Raw genomic sequence first — 21,170 nt, forward strand, 5'->3', positions numbered from 1 at the left:
GGAATAAACCGGGACCTGCGGGCTTATTTGCGATGATGGCTATTGGCAATAAAGCTGTGCGTCCCGGCCCTTTTCTACATGATGGCAGCTTGCGATTGATCCCGAGGCTCAGAAGCTCCTGCAATGTTTATAGCTTTGGTACAGCCGTTCATTGCCACGCGGAGCGTGGGAACGAGACATATTGGAAGGTTACATAGGGACCTGAGCCAGCGCATCGTCAATATTACCCTGATAAGTTTTGCAGGCAGGCAAAGACATCCGTGCTATTGCAGGGAAATCAAACGTATTATCGGGATTACTTTACTGTTTCAACGTCGAGCCAGATGACAGGTGCCAATCAACGCCTACTTACAACAGATTGGTTGGACTGACCGTAGTCTCTGTAACCCTCCCCTGATTAGTACCACTCTTTATTAGAGGTTTTCCGGGGTGTTTGTTTGTTCACGATACTCGCTTGGTGTCAGATCCCCGAGTGATTCGTGTGGTCGTTCTTCGTTGTACTCCCTCATCCAGCGACTGGTAATGTCTCTGGCTTCGTCCAGATCGCTGAAGAGATAATAATCCAGTATTTCCGTTCTGTAAGTTCGGTTGAACCGTTCTACGTAGCCATTCTGGGTCGGCTTCCCCGGTTTGATAAACTCCAATTTCACGCCATGCTCTTCAGCCCATTCCGCTAACACCAGTGCTGTAAATTCTGGCCCATTGTCCATGCGGATCTGAGCAGGATAGCCGCGCCATTCCGCAATTCTATCCAATGTACGGATGACTCGCCTGGAGGGCAGGTTCAAATCGATTTCAATCCCGAGTATTTCACGATTGAAGTCATCAACAACGTTGAACGTCCTGAACCGCCGTCCGCATTTGAGCGCATCACTCATAAAATCCATCGACCAGCTACGATTTTCTGCGTCAGGCACTGCCAGCGGTTGCGGATACCTGTTCGGCAACCGCTGCTTGCCTTTGCGTCGAAGGTTCAGCTTCAGCTGGCAATAGATCCGATACACCCGCTTGTGATTCCACGGATGCCCGAGCTTTCGCAACTTCACGAAGAGTTTGCGGAAGCCATATCTCGGGTACCTCTCCGAGACACTTTGCAAAGCCTCAATGACCGCATCATCCCGATGCGGATCGGGACGGTAGTGATAGGCGCTTCGGGCGATATTCAACGCTCGGCAACTGCGACGTTCGCTGAGTTGATGCTCGCCTTTCAGGGCATCGACCAATAAGCGCTTCTCTGCGGGTGTCAGAGCTTTTTTTCGATCACATCCTTGAGCGCTCGGTTTTCCAGGGCCAGGTCAGCGTACATGCGTTTGAGCTGGGAAAGCTCGGACTCCATGTCTTTCATCCGCTTGACGTCGGAAGCTTCCATACCGCTGTATTTGCTTTTCCAGTTGTAATACGTGGCTTCGGATACGCCGTGTTCACGGCATACGTCCTTCACGGTTCGACCGGCTTCGACGGCTTTGAGGATGGTGATGATCTGGCTTTCAGTGAAGCGGGATTTACGCATGAGACGATCTCCTTAGTGCGTTGATTATCCCGGAAAATCTCCAGTTATGAATGGCTCAGTTTTTGGGGAGGGTTACATCTCCACTCAGACATACGTGGAGCCATCGTCTCCAAATTGCCTCATATTGCAGCCGCTGTCTTGAAATCGAAAATTTAAATCAAACCCAGAAAACAAAAAAGCCGTTAAATCATCGATTTAACGGCTTTTATCAACCCAAAATACTCGGCAGATCTCAGGTTCTTAAAAAGCAGAATGAACTATCCTGCTTTTTGGAATAACGCAGCGATTAGATGGCTACGATATTCTCGGCTTGTGGGCCTTTTTGACCTTGAGTCACAGTGAACTCAACCTGCTGGCCTTCTGCCAGGGTCTTGAAGCCAGTGCTGGCGATAGCGCTGAAATGTGCGAACACATCAGGGCCGGATTTCTGTTCGATAAAACCGAAACCTTTCGCTTCGTTAAACCATTTTACAATGCCAGTAGTTTTATTAGACATGATAAATATCCTGTAGAAAATAATAGAATTGTCCAAAAACGGACAAATAATCGCGGGAAATATAAATTGATTTTCAGAAACTACAGGACGAGAAACTGCTAGATTGCTACGTAATGGAGGTAATAAAAACTGACTTACTTTCAAGCTGCGGCCACAATAGGCCTCACCCACATCGAAGTCAACGTATTTCGAAATAATACTGAAAATAATATTTCAGTCATGATTGGATAACTTAAAGACCCATCGGGCCCAGCAACCGCCTGACGGCCGAACTGTCGCAGTGATCGAATGCAGCTGGAATCGAGAGCAGTCGATGCCGAACCTTCAGGGTTGCGCTACTTACTCATCCGTCGCTGCCAACAAGGTTGAAAGCCCGGAGGAAGTGGCTGCGGTACTGCGTGAAGCATTCAAATACGTCGACGCCTACAAACTCTACCCATGCACCAACTGTGGCATGGCACCACTGAGCAAAGAAGTCGCCAACGGCAAACTGCAAGCACTGGCCGCCGGTGCGGAGATTATTCGGGAAGAACTGGGGCTTGAGCGTTTAGCCCCTGAGCACTGGGGAATATTGAAGGAATAAACCGGGACCTACGGGCTTATTTGCGATGATGGCTATTAGCAATAAGGCTGTGCGTCCCGACCCTGTGTTACATGATGGCGGCTTGCGACTGATCCCCACGATGTTACATGGGATGTGTTCCTGTGCTTTTATAAATCCGTTCATTACCACGCGGAGCGTGGGAACGAGGCAATTCACTCATACTTGACTCCATCCGCATACTCTCAAGATATTTAACGCCCAAATATGGGGCCGTAGTGCAGGCGCGAAGCGCCGGAACGGAGGTCCCAGCAGCTTTTCTGCGCCATGATTTGCTTGTTATAATTTTCTGGTTTGGTTTCTACTCAAACATCTCCCGAATTTTTGTCAATATATAATTCGTCCAATCTTTGGCAACTATATTGGTTTTAAGAACTCTTTTTGAGACAACTTCTACACTCGTTTGGTCTTCGCCTTTCTCATCTACAAATACAGCTACATTCTCGCCATAGCTAAATGCAGACATTCCTTTTTGTCCAAGGATAACGCCTTCTTCTTTATCTTTTGAAATCAAGTCAAGGTTTGACTCATCTACGACTTGGACTGCTGCACTCCAAACTACATTGTAATCTTGCGCATATGTTTCAGATTTGCCTGTCCCTCGCGCATTTTTTGCATCTTGTAATGTCGTGCATCCAGTGAATAGGAAAAGGAAAAAAGCGATGGCAAATAACTTCATGGAAAAATCCTTTAGTAAGGTTTGAGAGAAAATTATCGCCGCCATAACCGGCAGCCGGAGCTCAGCGTAGGCTGTCCGGCGCCGATAGGCGCGAAGTTAATGGCCTTGCTAACTGTTTGCTGGCAGCAAGCCATACTTTTTGAAAACAACGTAGATACCATAAGCTAGTAAAACATAAGTGGCCCCAACAATGACCGAAGACGGTATTGCGATTATGGCCACCACGCCCAAAAACTGTAACCCTGCATAAAGACCAGATTCAACAGCCACCCAAGCGGGAAAAATGACCAATACTGCTATAAGAAAAAATAGTGGCGTTAGCGTGATGAACTTCATCATGTGCTCATTTGGCTGAAACCAAATGTATGTTGCGTAGGCCAACCCAAGTGGGACATAAACCCAAACCCATATAGCTTGAAAATGATCCATAGGAATTAACACCGAGATAACCGGAAGTAGAAAAATGATGGTTAAGTACAGTGCTTTATTCATGGTGACAGTTAACGCCCAAAGCGTTAGCACGTCCAGCCCGCAGGGTGATCCTCACCCGCTTTTCCGGACACATTGCAGTTATCCATTTATCGCCTCGTACTCTAACGGACTCATGTATCCCAAGCCAGAGTGCAGGCGAGTTCTGTTGTAGAAACGATCAATATACTGTTTGAGCGCCGATTTTAACCCTGAGTATGTTTTCCAAATATTGCCGGTTAACTTTTCCGCTTTCAGGCTGTGAAAGAACGACTCCATAGCTCCGTTGTCAGTACACTTTCCCGGTCGGTTCATGCTCGCAATCATCCCTTTGCCCCCAAGCAGTTTTTGCACTGCCTCAGCGCCATACTCACTGCCACGGTCTGTATGAAAGATGATACCGGAACCATCACTCCCGCTGGCTTTTAACGCTCGTTTCAATACCTGACATGTGACCCTGGCGGTTCTTTCATGGCTCAGCTTCCAACTCAGGATACGACGAGAAAATCGATCCATGACCGTCGACAGGTAGAGCCACTTTTTGCCAACCTTCAAGTACGTCACATCTCCCACCCATTGCTGGTTCAATGCGGTTGGTTTACCTGCATCAATCAAGCGATTCGGATGCTTGCTGTAGTACTCTCTCGTGCCTTTTGGAGCTGGTTTGTAAACTCGTGAACAGCGTCCTCTCATTCCATACTGCTGCATTAATCTCGCCACTCGTTTCTCGCCAACCCGGATTCCCTCACGCCTTAGCTCCCTATGAACTCTGGGCGAACCATAGATGCCATCACTGCCTTCAAACACATGAGCGATGCGCTTCACCAGTTGTCGGTCTGACAGCTGTCGTACAGATTCCGAGGGCGTCAGCCACTGGTAGTAGGCACTGCGAGAAATCGTTGCCACTTTTTTACCAGATCGAGCTCCTTTTTCAGGCGCTCATTCTCTCGTTTGAGCTTGCGAAGCTCACTGGATTCCTGGGGGGTCGATGCCGCTTTCTTCGCTTTGCTCACGTTCGTCTTCACTACTCTTGATGGTTGCCGAGAGGGCTTCAGCTGACCTTCCCGATATTCTTTTCGCCATCGTGACAGCATGAACGGGTGTATGTCCAAACGCTCTGCAACTTGCTGCACTTGAACATCCTCTTCAAGACTCATCTCAACCGCCGAGCGTTTAAATTCAAGCGAATATTGCTTTGTCTTTTTCTGGTTTTTGTAAGCTGGCATAGAACACCTTTTCGTCGTTAAAAAGGTGTCCGGTAAAACGGGGGAAGATCAAGGGCGATGCTGCCTTTGCTTGTTATAACTTTACTTGCCCTCATAGTTACGCAGCGCTTCCTCGCACTTTGGTAAAGTGCAATTGTTTTGAAGAATATACACCAATGTATCAACAGACTCAGAAAGCTTGTTATTAGCCTGGGAAACTTCACCTGTATTTAACAGTAACCGCACTTCTGAGAGCAACTTAAGTTGGCTAATAGTATTGTCTGAAAGTACCTCTTCAACGATAGCACCGGACTTACTATCAATATGCTCATTGATTGCACCAAAACCAAAATACGCTATGACTGCGACAAATAGAGAGCCTGCTACTAACGTCGAGATTACCTTCATTTTGCTCTACGATCTCTCATGAGTTATAACGCTAGCAGCAGGGGCGCGACGACAGGAGCGTCCCTTGCCTGCACTTGTTATGGGAAAGGCCGCCGTTACTGGCCTGACAACTCATTGAGGAGTGAATTCTTATGCTCCATAGCCAGCCCCATCACTTCTAGTGCCTTATTATATTTATGAGCTAAATCATCGCACGAAATATTGAACTTACCTAAATACATTGCACTAGCCATTGCATGGTATTTAACGGCCTGCAGGACCATATAGATAGAAAAGAAGTACTGCTCAGCTTTTTTGGCCGAAGTAAACCCGTCATTACCGATAGCTCTACAGACAAAATGATTCAACAGATCTTCTGGATCATTATGGGACTGTGAACACAAAGCAACGTATACTGTTCGATAACCAACCTCATCATCGATCATACGAAACCTGTCAAAAGCACTGGGCCACTTAGGCTCAAAGTCATTAATATTGATGCCTCTCTCTGACATAGCCTTCCTCAATACTGCTTCATATTTATCTAAGGCATCATTTTTTCCGTCAATCAACGCTCGATGATGCTGTTTAGCAGCCTCATCCACATTTGCGGCGTCTACGGAACTCCTCCAATTTACATTTTGCTTTCTCTCAACCTCGAAATGATTCCTAAAATAGGAAATTATTTTTCCGATGGAGTCCCCTAAGCTAACGAAGTGAAGATTAACAGCTCCTTCAATCGCAGTTCTACAAGATGCTTCACATGACTGCAATTGCCCAACAATCAGGAGACTCAGCGAACCACATGCGTACTCATAGCTTCTCTCGTACATATCCCACATTATTGCAAAATCAATTTGGGAGTTCAGAGTATCAAGATTTTTAGAAATTGCTTCTCTAACGAGAGAATCACATTCTTCTAATATATTAATTGTATCTACGATATACTCATTAAGCTCAATATCTTCCTTAATGGATCGGCTTTTCAGAAAGTCTTTAACGTGATTATTCAAAACTCAATCCTTTTCCATAACAGGTTATTAGTGCGCATGCGCGGTTTCTGAGTAAGGCAACCTCTAAAAAACAATTACAACTCTTTGATTTTAATAGAAAAAGCTCCATTTTTTGATACCTCCCTATCCGGCAAAGCGCGCATGCGCATTAATTCCCTGAGGAGTGCGCATTAACTTGTAAACCTTAACAATAACATCCCTGATTTCAGCCACTTACAGTAGCAGTGACTGACAAAGCGAGCAAGCAATCCGAAAAAGTGAGCACAGATTTTTACGATTTCAAAATTATACTGGTCAGGCATACATGGAAACTCCTCCGACGTATGCAGGTTTTGCTGGTTACTAATCAATAAAAACCCAATAAAAAACCCGCGTTGAGATATCTCAACGCGGGTTTCTTTAAGGCTTGGTAGCCGGGAATATGATGAAGGTTTTGGCCTTACATCATACCTCCCATTCCACCCATACCGCCCATACCACCCATATCTGGCATGCCGGCGCCTTCTTCTTTAGGCAGCTCGGCAACCATGGCTTCGGTGGTGATCATCAGACCAGCAACGGAAGCAGCAGCTTGCAGGGAAGAACGGGTTACTTTGGCTGGGTCCAGGATACCCATTTCGATCATGTCGCCGTATTCGCCAGTGGCAGCGTTAAAGCCGAAGGAGCCTTCGCCTGCTTTCACTTTGTCTACAACTACGGAACCTTCAGCACCGGCGTTGCCAGCGATCTGACGGATTGGGGCTTCCATGGCACGCAGGGCCAGGGCAATACCAACGTTCTGGTCTTCGTTGTCGCCTTCTACAGATACGTTCGCCAGAGCGCGTACCAGAGCAACACCACCACCAGCAACTACGCCTTCTTCTACCGCAGCGCGGGTAGCGTTCAGGGCGTCGTCTACGCGGTCTTTCTTCTCTTTCATTTCTACTTCGGAACCAGCGCCAACTTTGATAACGGCAACACCGCCAGCCAGTTTGGCTACGCGCTCTTGCAGTTTTTCCTTGTCGTAGTCGGAGGTAGAAGAAGCGATTTCAGCACGGATCTGTTCAACGCGTGCGTTTACTTCAGCTTGTTGGCCAGCGCCGTCAACAACCACGGTGTTTTCTTTGCTGATCACAACCTTGTTGGCAGTACCCAGCATATCCAGAGTGGTGCCTTCCAGAGACATGCCAACTTCTTCGCTGATTACCTGACCGCCGGTCAGAATCGCGATGTCTTGCAGCATGGCTTTACGACGGTCGCCGAAACCTGGAGCCTTAACAGCAGCAACCTTGAAGGTACCGCGCAGGTTGTTAACAACCAGAGTAGCCAGTGCCTGACCTTCAACGTCTTCAGCAACGATCAGCAGTGGACGACCGGACTTGGCAACGTTTTCCAGTACTGGAATCAGTTCCTGCAGGTTGTCGATCTTCTTGTCGACCAGCAGGATCAGCGGGTTGTCCAGCTCGGCGGTCATTTTTTCCTGGTTGGTTACGAAGTATGGAGACAGGTAACCACGGTCGAACTGCATACCTTCAACCACGTCCAGTTCGTCGGCGAAGCCTTTGGCTTCTTCAACGGTGATTACGCCTTCCAGACCAACTTTGTCCATGGCGTCAGCAATCATCTGACCCACTTCAGCGTCGGAGTTGGCAGAGATGGTACCAACCTGAGCAATGGCCTTGCTGTCTTTACATGGCTTGGCTTGAGCAGCCAGCTGTTCAACAACGGCAGCAGTTGCCTTGTCGATGCCGCGCTTCAGGTCCATTGGGTTCATGCCAGCAGCAACGGCTTTCAGGCCTTCGTTTACAATGGCTTGGGCCAGTACAGTTGCAGTGGTGGTACCGTCACCGGCTTTGTCGTTGGCCTGGGAAGCAACTTCCTTAACCATCTGGGCGCCCATGTTTTCGAACTTGTCTTCCAGTTCGATTTCCTTGGCTACGGATACGCCGTCTTTAGTGATGGTTGGACCACCGAAAGACTTTTCCAGTACCACGTTACGGCCTTTAGGACCCAGGGTTACCTTAACGGCGTTGGCCAGAATGTTTACGCCTTCCAGCATTTTGACGCGAGCGTCGTTACCAAATTTGACTTCTTTAGCAGCCATGATGTTTTCCTCAAAAATTGTGTGTCGTATTAACGATGTTTGAACGAATCAGTTGTATGCGTGGGTCCGGAAACTCAGGACTCCAGTACGCCGTAGATTTCGCTTTCGTTCAGGATCAACAGTTCTTCGCCACCAATTTCGATGGTGTTGGAACCGGAGTATTTGCCGAACACAACAGTGTCACCGGCTTTTACTGCCAGCGGCTGAACTTCACCGTTATTCAGAACGCGACCAGTACCGACAGCTACCACTTCGCCCTGGTTTGGTTTTTCAGCGGCGGAACCTGGCAGCAGGATACCGCCAGCAGTGGTTTGCTCTTCTTCCTTGCGACGAACAACGACGCGATCGTGTAGAGGACGGATATTCATTTGAGGTTCTCTCCAATTTTGAAGCATGTTTGCTTTAAACGGGGGTGGCTGGGCGATGTATGCCAGCCTCCCCAAATTCTTGTAATTCCTAGATATGGACGGCCAAGTGGTTTTCAACACCTGCGAGATAAAAAAGTTTTCTACTGATTTTCTGGTTTTTATTAATTTTGGCTATTTTAGTTTTTGAGAGAGAGGCTGCGGTGCGCCGTGCGCGCCCTACGGGGCTTGGATAAATGATTTGTAGGAGGCAATTCATTGCCGAATGCGGGCCAGCGGCCCGCGCTCCCGGCGGGAGCTGGCTTGCCTGCGATTAGCTGTGATGGACGCAGCGCACCATCCTATTCAGGTGAATGATTTGTAGGAGGCAATTCATTGCCGAATGCGGTGGCGCCGCTATCTGCGGGCGGGCCGCTCGCGCTCCCAGGTTGCCTATCAAGAACTGGGTTACCTTCGCTCAAGGATAATAACAAGCACTGTGGGAGGTAGCTTGCTGCCGATGGATTTTCGCGAGCAAGCTCGCTCCCACATTACTTCGGGCTCCCAAAAATCCACACACAAGGCATCCACAAACCAGCCCTTCAGAAACGCAAAAGCCGGATCATGTGATCCGGCTTTTGCGTTTAGGACTTCTGTGTTTGAACGGCAATCAATCCTCGCGACGGTATTCACCATCAATCACTTCAGGCCGGTGATGGCTGACACCACGGTCGCGCTGGGGGCGTTGTTGACCGCCAAATGGTTCTGGCTCTACTTCAACTTCGGTTTCCTGATGGCGCGCCCCACCAAATGGCCCCTGACCAAATTGTCCGCCCATCATTACCTTGGGTTTGATGAAGTCAGTTACACGACCAAGCATCGCGTGACGAACAGCCGGTACCAGCAGCGAGAAACCAAAGGCGTCGGTAACAAAGCCTGGGGTCAGCAGCAGTGCACCAGCCAGTGCCAGTAAGAAGCCTTCGGCCAGCTCGCTGGCTGGCAGTCCGCCTTCTTGCATTTTTTGTTGAGCACGCAGCAGTACGCCAGCGCCTTGCTGTTTCAGCAGGCGCACGCCAAGGATGGCGGTAACAAAAATAATGGCGATGGTCGGCAATACGCCAATCAGACCACCCACCTGAATCAGTACCGCAAGCTCAATGATGGGTACGATGATAAAAATCAGTAGAAAAGGCACTCGAACCTCCCGATGTGCGTTGTTTTCTGTCTGGTTGGATGCGTTTACTTGGGAAAATTCCAGCCAGTTTTGAATTCGTCTGTTTTATTAAATTAGGGCGGCGGAGGTTATTTCAAGGTTATGACGCTGATTTGCTGACGGTTTGGGCTGGCTTTTCCAGCTGTGAGGCTGTTCTGAATACCCTTCTGCCCGGCCTGCAATGCCGTTACTAGCTCGACTAAAAACCGGTAATGGCCTGCTTTGTGGTATTCAGCGCTATACTTTGGCCATTCTCTTAATCGACAGTCCCGCTGGAGATCCCAATGAATTTACAAGACAAAGTCATCGCCATTACCGGTGCAGGCCAGGGACTCGGCCGCGCAATGGCGGTCTTTTTGGCCAGCCGTGGTGCCCGCATCGCCGTTATCGATATCAATGATGAGCACATGGCCGAAACCCTAGGACAGATTGAAGCAGCCGGCAGCAGCGGCAAGAGCTATCGCTGCAACGTTGCCAGCGAATCCGAGGTAGAAACCACCTTCAAGGCCATCGCTTACGATTTTGGCGCGCTCAATGGTCTGGTGAACAACGCCGGTATTCTGCGCGACGGTTTGATGGTGAAAGTGAAGGATGGCGAGGTCAGCAAGATGTCGTTGTCCCACTGGCAGTCGGTGATTGATGTGAACCTGACCGGTGTGTTCCTGTGTGGCCGTGAAGCTGCCATCCAGATGATCAACACCCAAAGCGAAGGCTGCATCGTCAATATTTCCAGCATTTCCCGCGCCGGTAACATGGGCCAGAGTAACTATTCTGCCGCCAAGGCCGGTGTTGCCAGTCTGGCCGTGGTGTGGGCAAAAGAGCTGGCACGTTACAAGATTCGGGCAAACGCCATTGCGCCGGGCTTTATTGCCACCGAGATGACCGCAGGTATGAAGCCGGAAGCGCTGGATCACATCAGCAAAATGATTCCAGCCGGTCGTATGGGCCAGCCGGACGAAATTGCCCATGCCGTCGCCTTTTTGATGGAAAATGACTATATGTCGGGTCGGGTGGTTGAAGTGGACGGTGGCTTGCGTCTGTAATCAGGCTCCTGTTCTTCTGAAAATCAGCGCCCGAAAACCAACACCGGCAAAACAGCGCCCGAAAGCGTAGACAATTCGCGCACTTGGATAGCCAATTGGCCAGATTTGGCCGCTGTGCTATCCAAGGTCACAACAATGTGATACCACTGCGCTATCGTTACATGGACAGGCAGAATCCAATGGCAAGTCATGCTCATTCCGCCATTGTGGCTACAGCACACGACATTCGGCTGTTTACCATGCTGGCCAGCGTCCCCGAAGGAAATGTGGTGACCTACGGTCAGCTTGCTGATCTGGTGGGTTTTCCGCGCCGCGCTCGTTGGGTCGGCCAAATGCTGAAGCAACTGCCTGAAGGCAGTAAATTACCCTGGCATCGGGTGATTAACGCCCAAGGCAAGATTTCCTTGCCAGCAGACGGCGGCGGCAGCGAACAGGCAGACCGGCTGCGCGCCGAGGGCATTCTGGTTACCCCGGATGGCAAGGTAAGCCTGAACCAATATCGTTGGCGTCCCTGACGCTGTTCCAGCGAATTCTGTTTCTGCCAGATTTAATAAATTTCTACCCGATTCAAGATAACGCCCTCGGTGCCACGCATCGACGCAAGGACACTGCATGCCTTTCCGCAAACCTTCGCCCTTCACCACCCTGCTAACCGGCTTTGTGATGCTGCCCGTACTGGTTGCCAGCTCGTTTGCGGTGTTCGCGGAACCGCCTGCCGGTGTGGTCGGTTACGCCTGCCGCGACCATCAGGCACTGGTGTTGCTGGCTTACGACAAAGGCCCCAACCGCAAGGGGTGGGCCGCTTTCGGTGGTGGTGGCGAAAAAGACGAGCGCATTGCGGATACCGCGGCCCGCGAGTTTCGGGAAGAAACCCGCTGCGCCTTCGAGGCACCGCTTGCCGACCAGCTTCAGGGCCAACCACGTTCGGTCATTGGCCCCTTCTACAGTTATGTCTGGCAGGTGCCGTTTGTGGATGCCGAGCAGATTGAAAAATCCCGTTGTGGCACCCCCGGTGAACGCAATCAGTTTATCTGGGTAAGCGCTGCCGACCTCGCCCATGCGGTAAGAATCACCGGTCAGATCAAGGCCGTTCAGGCTGCCAAAGACAAAAACCCCGACCGCAGCTACCCCTTGTGGCTTGCTGGCCGCATTGCCTTGCAGCAAGCTATGCAGGACGGTTTGCTGCCGGTTGATGACTCCGTCTGTCAGTAGTTTTTATGTAAAAGCCCGAATTGCAGCCACTGAAAATCAGCGGTTAACTGGGCTTCCTAAAACGATAACAACGGTAGACCCCGCAGTGCTGATTCTTGCCAAAATTCTGATCACCTTTCTTACGGTTGTTTTACTGGCCGTCGTCGCCGAACGACTGGGGCCAAAACACGCGGGCTTGCTGGCGGGCTTTCCGCTAGGCACCGGTATTGCGCTGTATTTCTTTGGTTGGCAACACGGCGAAGCGTTCGCTGCGACCAGCGCTCTCTATACCCTCTCAGGGCTCAGTTCGGCGGTGTTTTTGGCACTGGGTTACTGGCTGGTGATTCGACGTTTTCCAAGGCTTTCGAGCTTGCCGCTGGCCATTGCAGCTGGCTTGCTGTGCTTTCTGGCATCCAGTGCACTGTTGCAGTTTTTGCCGGCCAATCGCTGGCTGGCGCTGGCCGTTGTGGTACTGGTGATTGTGCTGGTGCGGTCGGTGTTCAAGCGTATTCCGGAGCAGAAACAGCCAACGGCACAGTGCCATCGGGTGGCGTCCGGCTGGTTTCATAGTCGAATGGGAAAAATGCTGTTCAGAGCCGGGATGGCAACGGCGACCATTTTAATGATTACCGGCATCGCCGAGTGGCTGGGACCGGAGCGGGCCGGTTTGCTGGCGGCCTTTCCGGTGAGTTTCTTCCCTTTGATGCTGATTTTGCACCTGAGCCAGGGAGCTGCTGTGTTGTCGACCGCCATCAAGCATTACCCGGACGGCATCGGCAGCCTGGTGGTGTATGCCCTGAGCGTCAGTTATGCCTATCCGCTGCTGGGGCTGCAATGGGGCACCGTGGCCAGTTTGTTGGCGTCGGTAGCGTATTTGGGTGTGTACAGCCTGCTGTCGTCGAAGCTGACCCGTGCCCAGTCTTAAAGACCCTGTAGAACTGTCAGGAGCGCGGGCGACCCGCCCGCATTCGGCAATGAATTGACTCCTACAAATCATTCATCTGAACAGGATGCTGCGCTTGCCCCCCTATCGCAGGCAAGCCGGCTCCGAATGTTTCCCAGAGCGTGGTCCAATGTGGGAGGAAGGTGGTCCGGCATCCGGGCGGCCCGCCCGCATTGCCCCGCCATTGTCAGATCATGGCTTCAATATCAATGCCTTCTTCCCGCAGCTTGGCTACCTTGTAGCGCAAGGTTCTTGGGCTGATGCCCAAACGGTCGGCAGCTTCCTTACGGCTTGGTTCTTCCCGAATGGCCTTTACGATCAACTCCACTTCGCGGTGGCGTAAATCGTTGCCCAAACGGCCTTCTTCCATCGCAGCAGCAGCCATCGAGCTACCGTAACTGGCTGTGTGGCCGCCTGTGTAATGAACGGAATTCAACTCCTCAGCGAGTTCTACAGTGCTTGCGCCCTGTCGATCGTTGGCGGTGTGATTGAATTGCGCGGTAACGCTGGCGGCATTGGTGCGTTGGCCCGGCACCGGCGTCAGGATCAGATCCGAGGCAAACAGCTGCGCACCGGTTTGCAGAATCAACGCCCGTTGCATGGTGTTGTCCAGCTCACGGACATTGCCCGGCCAGCTGTGGTGCAACAGTTTCTGTTCTGCATCCGGCATCAGCACTGGCGCACGACGCTTCATTTTACCGGCATGGTGGGTCAGCAGTCGTTTGGCCAGCGGGATAATGTCATCACTGCGTTCTCGCAGTGGCAACCAGGTGAGCGGGAAAACACTGAGACGGTAGTAAAGGTCTTCGCGGAAATTGCCTTCGGCGACGTAGTCAGCCAGTTCACGGTTGGTGGTGGCAATGATGCGCACATCCAGATTGATGGTACGTTTGCCGCCCAGTCGTTCTACCTGGCGCTCTTGCAGAACGCGCAACAGCTTGGCTTGCAAACCGGCGTCCATTTCAGTGACTTCGTCCAGCAGCAAGGTGCCGCCCTGGGCTTGTTCAAACTTGCCCGGCGATGACTGGTAAGCGCCGGTATAAGCGCCTTTTTCGTAACCGAACAGCATGGCTTCGAGCATGTTTTCCGGGATCGCTGCGCAGTTAATTGCCACAAAGGGTTGGTCTGCCCGTTCGGAATGCTGGTGAATATAACGTGCCAGCACTTCCTTACCGGTACCGCTTTCGCCGCTGATCAGCACCGTGGAGTCGGTTTGCGCCACTCGTTCCGCCATTTGAAACAGCTGACGGCTGGCCACGGAATTGGCCACCGGCAGTTCTTCCTTCCGCTGTTTGCGCTGCTGCGGCTGCTGATCGAACGGTTGCAGCAAGCTGTCCAGCTCACTGTGCTCAAACGGCTTCATCAGGTAGTCATTGGCACCCCGCTGCATGGCTTGCACCGCCTGGCTAACGTCGCCGTAGGCGGTCATCAGCACCATCGGCAGCCAAGGATGTTCCTCACGCACCTTGCCCAGCAGCGTCAGACCGTCCATGCCTGGCATATTAATGTCCGACAGTATCAGGTCTGGCGTCTGGTTTTGCAGTGCCACACAGGCGTCCAGACCATCGCGCGCGGCGGTAACGGAATGACCTTTGATTTCGAGGCTATCAACCACGGCTTCGCGCAGTTGCGGATCGTCTTCAACTACCAGAATCTGCATATCAAGTACCTCACGCGTTGGTAGTGTGGGGGCCTGCATCAGCCTGAGTGCTGGCAAGCGGGATTCGTACGTTGGCACAGAGGCCGCCAACATCGCTGTCTTCCAGGGTCAACAAACCGCCGTGGGCACGGGCAATGGCCTGTACCACCGCAAGGCCAAGGCCAGTGCCATTGGGTTTGCTGCTGTTGAATGGCTCCAGTACCTGCTGCTTTTGCTCGCTGTTGAGGCCCGGGCCGTTGTCGGAAATCTGGATGGAAATACCCGGTGCGGCGTCGTCACCGGTTTCTCGACACACCAGCGCCAGCCGAATGGTTGGCGTGCGGGCTTCACGACAGGCTTCCAGCGCATTGTTGATCAGGTTCATCAAACCGCTGACCAGTGCATCGCGGTTGCAGTGGATGATTTTGTCCGGGCACTGGTTGTCGATGTGGTAGAGGCCGTTGTTTTGCACCATCGGCACTTCCATGGCGGCCTCAAGGTCTTCCATCAGGTCTGCCAGGCTGATGTCGTCGTGCAGTGGCAAATCACCACGAGCAAAGATCAGCATGTCGCGCACCTGATGCTCCAGATGGCGTAAACGCTCCATCAATTTGCCAGCGAAGCGTTCGCGGCTGTTTTGATCAAGATCCGGATTAGCCAGATGGCCAGCGTAAAGCGTCGCAGCCGACAGCGGCGTCCGCACCTGATGGGCAAGCGAGGCAACCATTTTGCCCATCGCAGACAGGCGCTGATGCTGGGCCAATTTGGTTTGCAGGGCGCGGGTTTCAGTCATGTCCGTCAGCAGCACCAGTTGGCCAGGCTGTTCAGTCATGGGGTTGGTACGAATCAGTACCCGACGGCCGTTTTTCAGGGACACTTCGTGGCCATCGTCGTGGCGTGGCGCAAAGCAGCGACTGATCAGCACACGCCAACGCTGGCCCAAAATGGAATTCACATCCGCCAGCGGTGCCAGCAGCTGTTCCGCCACCGGATTGGCTTTGGTCACAATACCGTTGCGATCCAGTAGCAGAACGCCAGCGGGCAGCATGTTCAGCAGCAACGCCAGTTCATTAGCCAGACGCTCTTTTTCGGCCAGCTCTTTCATGCGCTGCCGAGACACCTGGGCCAACTCACCACTGAGCTGCTCTACCTGGGTTTCCAGTTGCTCGTAGGTGTCGCTCAGTTGGCGCGACATTTGGTTGAAAAGATTGAGGGTACGGTTCAGAACCTGACGCTCTTCACTCACACCACTGCGATTTCCCAGCATATTGCTGACATCGGCCACGGAGGACGGGTTACCCGAATTGGCCTGTGCTGTTGAAATCGTCATAAACACCTCGCAAATCTGCTGATTTGTCGCCAGAAATCCAGCGTTTAGACAGAGATTGCAAAGGCTGTGCCTGATTTTAATATTATTTATAAGTTGTTGTTTTTATTAGTTTTCTAACAAAATAGACTCTCGTTTGACGGTTTTCAGGCATAAAAAAACCGGCTTGATGCCGGTTTTTTATCGTCGCTCTGCGAGGTTGAATCTGGAGTTTTGACGCCAGAAAAATCACGCTCAGGCGAAGTCTTTCTCTTTGCGTTGCAGGTTGTACTTGCGCATCTTTTCCACCAGCGTGGTACGACGAATGTTCAGCTTTTCAGCAGCTCGCGCCACCACGCCATTGGCATCGTCCAGCGCCTGTTGAATCAGGGTCGATTCCAGATCGGCAAGGTATTCGCGCAAATCCAGACCATTCACTGGCAGCAAAGCGGCGTTTTCCAGGGTGACCGGCTGGTTCTCGTCTTGCATCAGCTGCATTGCCGCTTCGTTGTTACTGGCTTCGAATTCTGCTTCTTCACCATCGCCAAAGTGGCGGAATTTCTTCGGCAGCTCGTTAACGCCCACCACCCCATAAGGATGAAGAATCGCCAAACGCTCAACCAGGTTGGCCAGCTCACGGACGTTGCCGTGCCACTCGTGACGGCACAACGACATAATGGCGGCCGAGTTAAAACGAATGGAGCCCCGCTTCTCGTTTTCCAAACGAGCGATCAACTCGTTCAGCAACAACGGCAAGTCTTCTACCCGCTCGCGCAGGGACGGCATTTCGATGGGGAACACGTTCAGACGGTAGTAAAGGTCTTCCCGAAAGGTGCCATCTTCGATCATCTGCTCGAGGTTTTTGTGGGTCGCAGCAATGATGCGCACGTTGGCGTTCATGGTTTTGTTGCTGCCCACCCGTTCGTAGGTGTGCTCTTGCAAAACACGCAGGATTTTTACCTGCATGTTTAACGGCATATCGCCAATTTCGTCGAGGAACAGGGTGCCGCCTTCGGCCAGTTCAAAACGGCCCGGACGACTGGAAATTGCACCGGTGAAGGCACCCTTTTCGTGACCGAACAGTTCGCTTTCCAGCAGCTCTGCCGGAATCGCGCCGCAGTTAACCGGCACAAACGGCTTCTTACGACGGTTGGAATGGTAGTGCAGGTTGCGGGCAACCACTTCTTTACCCGTGCCGGACTCGCCAAGGATCATCACACTGACGTCCTTGTCGGCCACCTGCATGATCAGGTCGCGCACTTGCTGGATGTGGCGGCTGGTGCCAACCAGGCTACGGAAAAGTTTAACGTCACGGCGCTCACCACGACCGCCACCATTGGTGAAGTGGTCACGGAACAGCTGACAACGGTGCAGGCTGTCCAGCAGCTTGTTGTAGCTCGGTGGGGTTTCCAGTACGGCCAACACGTTGCGACGAACGTTCTCGTCCAGCTTGGTGTTGCTCAGGTCGCCACTGCCAACCGCAATCATGGGTGCAGCTTTGTCCCAACCGTACACATCCGAAAGGATGCTGGCGCAAGCGCCTGAGTCGTCGGTACCGATCAATACAGCGGCGATCTCTTCGCTCGATTCAGTACGTGCATTCACTTCATCCCGCCAATGGGCGCTGTCGCCAACAATGACTTCTTCGCCCAGGAAGTCGAGGATGACCTTCATGTCATGGCGTCGTTGTTGATCGTCATCAATCAGCAGGATCTTGATTTCTCTCCACATACCTATTGCCCTTCCCTTCGATGCTGTCAGGCTGAGGTTCCGGCAGACCGGACTGTTAGCGCCATTCCCTTGGGCAACCTTCGGCCGGATTGTGCCAACAGTTTGACCATTCGTTATCAGTTAAGGACTTGAGACTGACTCTGTCAATTCTTCGTCGCATTACGAATGGATATTGTCAGATAAAACCCCAAAACAACATCTATGGTTACGTTATTGTCCTATTGTCTTACAATTGGTGACATAAGTAACAACATTTTGCAGTCGAGGATATGACGCAGGCCGCCAGTTTTGCGGCCGGGTCACGATGAGACAGGATCAGGGATTTTGCCCTCCCGATTGGAGGACACATCTCCCTGATGGTTCAAACAGAAATCTGGCTGGACAGCTCGGCGGAATCGGTTTCTTTTTTCGATGCAGGAGCAAAGTTGGCGAGGTAATCGTCGCGGATGCCATCCCAGCCGCGTTTCACCTCAAGCAACAATCCCATCACTTCTTCGATCATTTCAATGTCGTTAGCGCTGCTGGCCTGTAACAGGCGACGGTTCATATAGTCGTACAAACGATCCAGATTCATGGATATCTCACCACCGGAACTGTGATCCAGACTGGATTGCAGTGTGCCGATGATCTCGATAACGCGTCCCAACAAATTGGCTTTGGTCGCCATGTCCTTGTTTTCAATCGCGACCTTGCTCTGCGCCATACGGGTCAACGCAGCTTCCATCAACAATTGAATCAACCGGTGCGGATCGGCATCCAGAACTTCGGAAGTCGCATTCACTCGCTGATATTGTTTGGCACCTGAAGGGTACATAGACCTGCTCCTCTCATTCATTGCCAGGCTGGTTATCCAGAGTTAACGGCCGGGCCAGAATGATCTTTAGAAAAAAATCTGCCCAAAGCCCCTTTGAAAAACTCAACGCAACGCCAACAAGAGACCAACAACACAAAGCCAAACAGCGGTAAGGGTTATCCGCCAGAGGGCTTTCCAATGGCTGACCTTTGCCTCTCTTACAATCCAAGCCTCAAAAAATTCCATTTAAAACAGCAAGTTATAATTTGGCACAGGCTGTGCTGTATCTGACCATCAGCGGCAATACGACCGCACCACCAGACAGATACTCGCCGCCGGGCGGCAAGGGGTCCCCATGGAGAGCACTGCACTCAGGCAGACCGACATACCGGGTTTCAAGGGCAAGGCAAGGGCGCTGTACATCCAGGCCAGCACCCTCTACACGCGCGCTGGCGATGAAGGCCGCAGCGACTTGCTGGACGAAGCCCTGACGCTGGCCGAAAAGGCTCACCTGAGCGACCCGGGCAACCTGCAAAGCTGCAACCTGCTGGCCCGTATTCAGCTGCGCCGTGGCGAACTCGACAGCGCCGAACGCTGGGCCGGTATCGGCCTTGGGCTGAAACCCGACAGTACCAGTATTCTGTACACCGCCGGTCTGATTGCGCTGGAACAGCACCAGCTTGATCAGGCCGAAGACTATTTTGCCCGCGCCACCCGAGTCTCCCGGGTAGCCACCCGCGCCCCGGTATCGCTGGCTCACATCCACTTACTCAAGGGCAACTTTAACGAAGCCTTTGCCGAATACCGCCAGCTGCTGCAACAACATCCGGACGATGTGTACTTGCAAAGCCGCCTGATGGAAGCCGCTGCCGGGGTACGACTGGACGAATACGACGCTGCCCTTGCCGACGAATTACTGCAATGGTTTGAATTTGAAGGCGATATTTCGCTGCTCGACCGGCTGGCACTGGGGCAGCTGAAACTGCGCTACCGAGCAATTCAGGGCGAACGCCCGCTGGAAATCACAGACCTGCTGGATGATCCGCTATTGATTGCGGCCTGCTCACGCTTTGCCATGGCCGACCCGGATCTGGAACGGCTGCTGACCTCCGCCCGTTTGTCGATTCTGACCCAGACCACACGCCAACTTGCCATTGATAACAAACTGCAGCCGCTGGCATTGGCCATTGCCAAACAGACAAGCCTCAACGAAGGCAGCTGGATGGAAAGCGACGACGAGCAACAACAAATTGCGCGTTTGCAAACGGTCGGCAGCAAACTGCTGCAACTGGCTGACGCCCAGTCACTGGCAGCCGCTTCCGCCTGTTGCCTGCTGATCGCCATGTATCGGCCCATTCAGCAAACCCCATTGCGACCACAACTGCTGCCGCAGCGTTTGCAGCACCCGGCCTTTGATCAGGGAGTAAGCCAACTGCTGTTGCAGCAACTGGCCGAACAAGAACAGCGTGCCCTGCATGCAGACGTCATTCCCCAACTGGGTTACGACAGTCAAATGCCGCACCCCAGTCAGGACTTCAAGCAAAGCCCGATTGCCCAGTTGTATGAAAGCAACCCCTACCCGCGCTGGCAGTATCTGGGAAACTACCCCGCCAGCGATTACATGGACATGCTGCAGAAGCAGTTCCCCGGCAAGCTCAGTCATTTAAGCCCAAGATCACAACTGAATGTGCTGGTTGCCGGCTGCGGCACCGGTCGACAAGCCTTGCGGCTGGCACGGTTCTTTACCGACCTTCACGTGACCGCGCTCGACCTGAGTCTGGCGTCGCTCAGCTACGGCCGCTCACGACAAGCCGACTTCGGCCTGTCGGTCGACTGGATTCAGGGGGACATTCTCGACGTCGCCCAGCTGAACCAATCTTTCGACGCGATCGAGTGCTCTGGCGTACTGCACCATATGAACAACCCGCTGACCGGCCTGATGGCACTGTCGAGCATTCTCAAGGCCGGTGGCGTGATCAAGCTGGCGCTTTACAGTCGCACGGCCCGACGCGGCATTCAGACCCTGCGTAACAATCTCGATACCCCGACCATCAACAGCGCCAACCAATTGCGGCAACTGCGGTTTGGTCTGAAAGACATGGACATTGGCCAGCAAGCTGGACTGAGCGACCGTCAGATTCAGGAGATTGTGCACTCCCGCGACTTCTATTCACTCAGCGGCACCCGGGATTTGCTTTGCAATCCAATCGAGCATGTCTTTGATATCGCCGGTATTGAAGACTGGCTGTCACGGGCGGGCCTCAAGTGGGTCGGCATGCTGGCCAGCGGCCAGGCCGTGAAACTGGCCAACGAATTCTTCCAGCAACCGGCTGCGGAGCTGACCCCAGCCCAGTGGCAGCAAATTGAAAAGCAACACCCTCAGCTGTTTGCTGGAATGTACCAGTTTTACGCCACCAAACCGGCTCTGGCAGACCTGCGCTAATGCAGGTCTGTGAGCATGGTGAGCGCCTCTGTTTAACAGGACAATTCACCGATTAATTAATCAACTAAATAAACCGTCGACT

General features: G+C 52.3%; 21 protein-coding genes. 6 read left to right on the forward strand and 15 right to left on the reverse strand.

The window, feature by feature from the left end; all coding sequences use genetic code 11:
• Positions 1–413: 413 nt before the first annotated feature.
• Positions 414–1,510 (reverse strand): IS3 family transposase gene (locus ACXADJ_RS10500; RefSeq protein WP_475065529.1). Its coding sequence is split into 2 segments (ribosomal slippage): positions 414–1,249 and positions 1,249–1,510, totalling 1,098 coding nucleotides; the frame shifts between segments, so codons are not numbered across the junction.
• Between the two features lie 286 nt (positions 1,511–1,796).
• The gene (locus ACXADJ_RS10505) at positions 1,797–2,006 is read right to left on the reverse strand and encodes a cold-shock protein (RefSeq protein ID WP_475068184.1); all 210 of its coding nucleotides are present in this window, start codon (positions 2,004–2,006) and stop codon (positions 1,797–1,799) included.
• A 313-nt stretch (positions 2,007–2,319) separates the two neighbouring features.
• On the opposite strand from ACXADJ_RS10505, the gene ACXADJ_RS10510 reads away from it, so the two are divergent.
• Complete coding sequence (locus tag ACXADJ_RS10510; protein WP_475065530.1) at positions 2,320–2,589, forward strand: hypothetical protein; 270 nt, start codon at positions 2,320–2,322, stop codon at positions 2,587–2,589.
• 319 nt (positions 2,590–2,908) lie between these two features.
• Here the strand turns inward: ACXADJ_RS10510 and ACXADJ_RS10515 are convergent, their stop codons facing one another.
• From ACXADJ_RS10515 to ACXADJ_RS10555, 9 genes are all read right to left on the reverse strand, one after another.
• Positions 2,909–3,286, reverse strand: a complete 378-nt coding sequence (locus ACXADJ_RS10515; protein ID WP_475065532.1) for a hypothetical protein — start codon at positions 3,284–3,286, stop codon at positions 2,909–2,911.
• A 108-nt stretch (positions 3,287–3,394) separates the two neighbouring features.
• Positions 3,395–3,778: a hypothetical protein gene (locus ACXADJ_RS10520; RefSeq protein ID WP_475065533.1), complete on the reverse strand. Its 384-nt coding sequence runs from the start codon at positions 3,776–3,778 to the stop codon at positions 3,395–3,397.
• 78 nt (positions 3,779–3,856) lie between these two features.
• Entirely contained in the window at positions 3,857–4,660 is an 804-nt protein-coding gene (locus ACXADJ_RS10525) for an IS3 family transposase (RefSeq protein WP_475065534.1), read from the reverse strand.
• Complete coding sequence (locus tag ACXADJ_RS10530; protein WP_475065536.1) at positions 4,621–4,980, reverse strand: transposase; 360 nt, start codon at positions 4,978–4,980, stop codon at positions 4,621–4,623. Before ACXADJ_RS10530 ends, ACXADJ_RS10525 begins: the two co-directional genes overlap by 40 nt.
• 81 nt (positions 4,981–5,061) lie before the next feature.
• Positions 5,062–5,367: a hypothetical protein gene (locus tag ACXADJ_RS10535; protein WP_475065539.1), complete on the reverse strand. Its 306-nt coding sequence runs from the start codon at positions 5,365–5,367 to the stop codon at positions 5,062–5,064.
• A gap of 95 nt (positions 5,368–5,462) precedes the next feature.
• Positions 5,463–6,359: a DUF5677 domain-containing protein gene (locus tag ACXADJ_RS10540; protein WP_475065541.1), complete on the reverse strand. Its 897-nt coding sequence runs from the start codon at positions 6,357–6,359 to the stop codon at positions 5,463–5,465.
• 439 nt (positions 6,360–6,798) lie between these two features.
• On the reverse strand, positions 6,799–8,442 hold the full coding sequence (groL, locus tag ACXADJ_RS10545) for a chaperonin GroEL (RefSeq protein WP_475065544.1): 1,644 nt from the start codon (positions 8,440–8,442) through the stop codon (positions 6,799–6,801).
• A 74-nt stretch (positions 8,443–8,516) separates the two neighbouring features.
• Positions 8,517–8,810 (reverse strand): co-chaperone GroES, encoded by a 294-nt coding sequence (locus tag ACXADJ_RS10550; RefSeq protein ID WP_028294658.1) that lies wholly within the window; start codon positions 8,808–8,810, stop codon positions 8,517–8,519.
• A 646-nt stretch (positions 8,811–9,456) separates the two neighbouring features.
• Positions 9,457–9,981, reverse strand: a complete 525-nt coding sequence (locus tag ACXADJ_RS10555; RefSeq protein WP_475065548.1) for an FxsA family protein — start codon at positions 9,979–9,981, stop codon at positions 9,457–9,459.
• Between the two features lie 302 nt (positions 9,982–10,283).
• Between ACXADJ_RS10555 and ACXADJ_RS10560 the strand changes: the two genes are divergently transcribed.
• The 4 genes from ACXADJ_RS10560 (at position 10,284) to ACXADJ_RS10575 (ending at position 13,158) form a co-directional block, all read left to right on the forward strand.
• A complete protein-coding gene (locus ACXADJ_RS10560; RefSeq protein ID WP_475065550.1) occupies positions 10,284–11,042 on the forward strand; it encodes an SDR family oxidoreductase in 759 nt (252 codons plus the stop codon).
• Positions 11,043–11,221: 179 nt separating this feature from the next.
• A complete protein-coding gene (locus ACXADJ_RS10565; RefSeq protein WP_051219551.1) occupies positions 11,222–11,557 on the forward strand; it encodes an MGMT family protein in 336 nt (111 codons plus the stop codon).
• Between the two features lie 97 nt (positions 11,558–11,654).
• Positions 11,655–12,254: an NUDIX hydrolase gene (locus ACXADJ_RS10570; RefSeq protein WP_475065552.1), complete on the forward strand. Its 600-nt coding sequence runs from the start codon at positions 11,655–11,657 to the stop codon at positions 12,252–12,254.
• 85 nt (positions 12,255–12,339) lie between these two features.
• Positions 12,340–13,158, forward strand: coding sequence for a hypothetical protein (locus ACXADJ_RS10575; protein ID WP_475065554.1), 819 nt, complete (start codon positions 12,340–12,342; stop codon positions 13,156–13,158).
• Positions 13,159–13,363: 205 nt separating this feature from the next.
• Here the strand turns inward: ACXADJ_RS10575 and ACXADJ_RS10580 are convergent, their stop codons facing one another.
• The 4 genes from ACXADJ_RS10580 to fliS all read right to left on the reverse strand — a co-directional run bounded on the left by ACXADJ_RS10580 (position 13,364) and on the right by fliS (position 18,666).
• Positions 13,364–14,836 carry a sigma-54-dependent transcriptional regulator gene (locus ACXADJ_RS10580; protein WP_475065556.1) on the reverse strand — a complete coding sequence of 491 codons (1,473 nt, stop codon included), beginning with the start codon at positions 14,834–14,836 and terminating at the stop codon, positions 13,364–13,366.
• 10 nt (positions 14,837–14,846) lie between these two features.
• Positions 14,847–16,145: a sensor histidine kinase gene (locus tag ACXADJ_RS10585; protein ID WP_036537221.1), complete on the reverse strand. Its 1,299-nt coding sequence runs from the start codon at positions 16,143–16,145 to the stop codon at positions 14,847–14,849.
• A gap of 231 nt (positions 16,146–16,376) precedes the next feature.
• Entirely contained in the window at positions 16,377–17,852 is a 1,476-nt protein-coding gene (locus ACXADJ_RS10590) for a sigma-54 dependent transcriptional regulator (protein ID WP_475065560.1), read from the reverse strand.
• 361 nt (positions 17,853–18,213) lie between these two features.
• Positions 18,214–18,666, reverse strand: a complete 453-nt coding sequence (fliS, locus tag ACXADJ_RS10595; RefSeq protein WP_028294649.1) for a flagellar export chaperone FliS — start codon at positions 18,664–18,666, stop codon at positions 18,214–18,216.
• 334 nt (positions 18,667–19,000) lie between these two features.
• On the opposite strand from fliS, the gene ACXADJ_RS10600 reads away from it, so the two are divergent.
• Entirely contained in the window at positions 19,001–21,088 is a 2,088-nt protein-coding gene (locus ACXADJ_RS10600) for a methyltransferase domain-containing protein (protein ID WP_475065566.1), read from the forward strand.
• The last annotated feature ends 82 nt before the right edge of the window (positions 21,089–21,170 follow it).

It is taken from the genome of Oceanobacter sp. ABM4_470 (assembly GCF_056158645.1).

What these genes read in the sequence shown, in the direction of transcription:
- ACXADJ_RS10530 (WP_475065536.1), bottom strand. Translation starts at nt 4,980, where the DNA reads ATGCCAGCTTACAAAAACCAGAAAAAGACAAAGCAATATTCGCTTGAA.
- ACXADJ_RS10520 (WP_475065533.1), bottom strand. Translation starts at nt 3,778, where the DNA reads ATGAATAAAGCACTGTACTTAACCATCATTTTTCTACTTCCGGTTATC.
- ACXADJ_RS10580 (WP_475065556.1), bottom strand. Translation starts at nt 14,836, where the DNA reads ATGCAGATTCTGGTAGTTGAAGACGATCCGCAACTGCGCGAAGCCGTG.
- ACXADJ_RS10535 (WP_475065539.1), bottom strand. Translation starts at nt 5,367, where the DNA reads ATGAAGGTAATCTCGACGTTAGTAGCAGGCTCTCTATTTGTCGCAGTC.
- ACXADJ_RS10565 (WP_051219551.1), top strand. Translation starts at nt 11,222, where the DNA reads ATGGCAAGTCATGCTCATTCCGCCATTGTGGCTACAGCACACGACATT.
- ACXADJ_RS10590 (WP_475065560.1), bottom strand. Translation starts at nt 17,852, where the DNA reads ATGTGGAGAGAAATCAAGATCCTGCTGATTGATGACGATCAACAACGA.
- ACXADJ_RS10600 (WP_475065566.1), top strand. Translation starts at nt 19,001, where the DNA reads ATGGAGAGCACTGCACTCAGGCAGACCGACATACCGGGTTTCAAGGGC.
- ACXADJ_RS10570 (WP_475065552.1), top strand. Translation starts at nt 11,655, where the DNA reads ATGCCTTTCCGCAAACCTTCGCCCTTCACCACCCTGCTAACCGGCTTT.
- ACXADJ_RS10550 (WP_028294658.1), bottom strand. Translation starts at nt 8,810, where the DNA reads ATGAATATCCGTCCTCTACACGATCGCGTCGTTGTTCGTCGCAAGGAA.
- fliS (WP_028294649.1), bottom strand. Translation starts at nt 18,666, where the DNA reads ATGTACCCTTCAGGTGCCAAACAATATCAGCGAGTGAATGCGACTTCC.
- ACXADJ_RS10510 (WP_475065530.1), top strand. Translation starts at nt 2,320, where the DNA reads ATGCCGAACCTTCAGGGTTGCGCTACTTACTCATCCGTCGCTGCCAAC.
- ACXADJ_RS10560 (WP_475065550.1), top strand. Translation starts at nt 10,284, where the DNA reads ATGAATTTACAAGACAAAGTCATCGCCATTACCGGTGCAGGCCAGGGA.
- groL (WP_475065544.1), bottom strand. Translation starts at nt 8,442, where the DNA reads ATGGCTGCTAAAGAAGTCAAATTTGGTAACGACGCTCGCGTCAAAATG.
- ACXADJ_RS10585 (WP_036537221.1), bottom strand. Translation starts at nt 16,145, where the DNA reads ATGACGATTTCAACAGCACAGGCCAATTCGGGTAACCCGTCCTCCGTG.
- ACXADJ_RS10505 (WP_475068184.1), bottom strand. Translation starts at nt 2,006, where the DNA reads ATGTCTAATAAAACTACTGGCATTGTAAAATGGTTTAACGAAGCGAAA.
- ACXADJ_RS10515 (WP_475065532.1), bottom strand. Translation starts at nt 3,286, where the DNA reads ATGAAGTTATTTGCCATCGCTTTTTTCCTTTTCCTATTCACTGGATGC.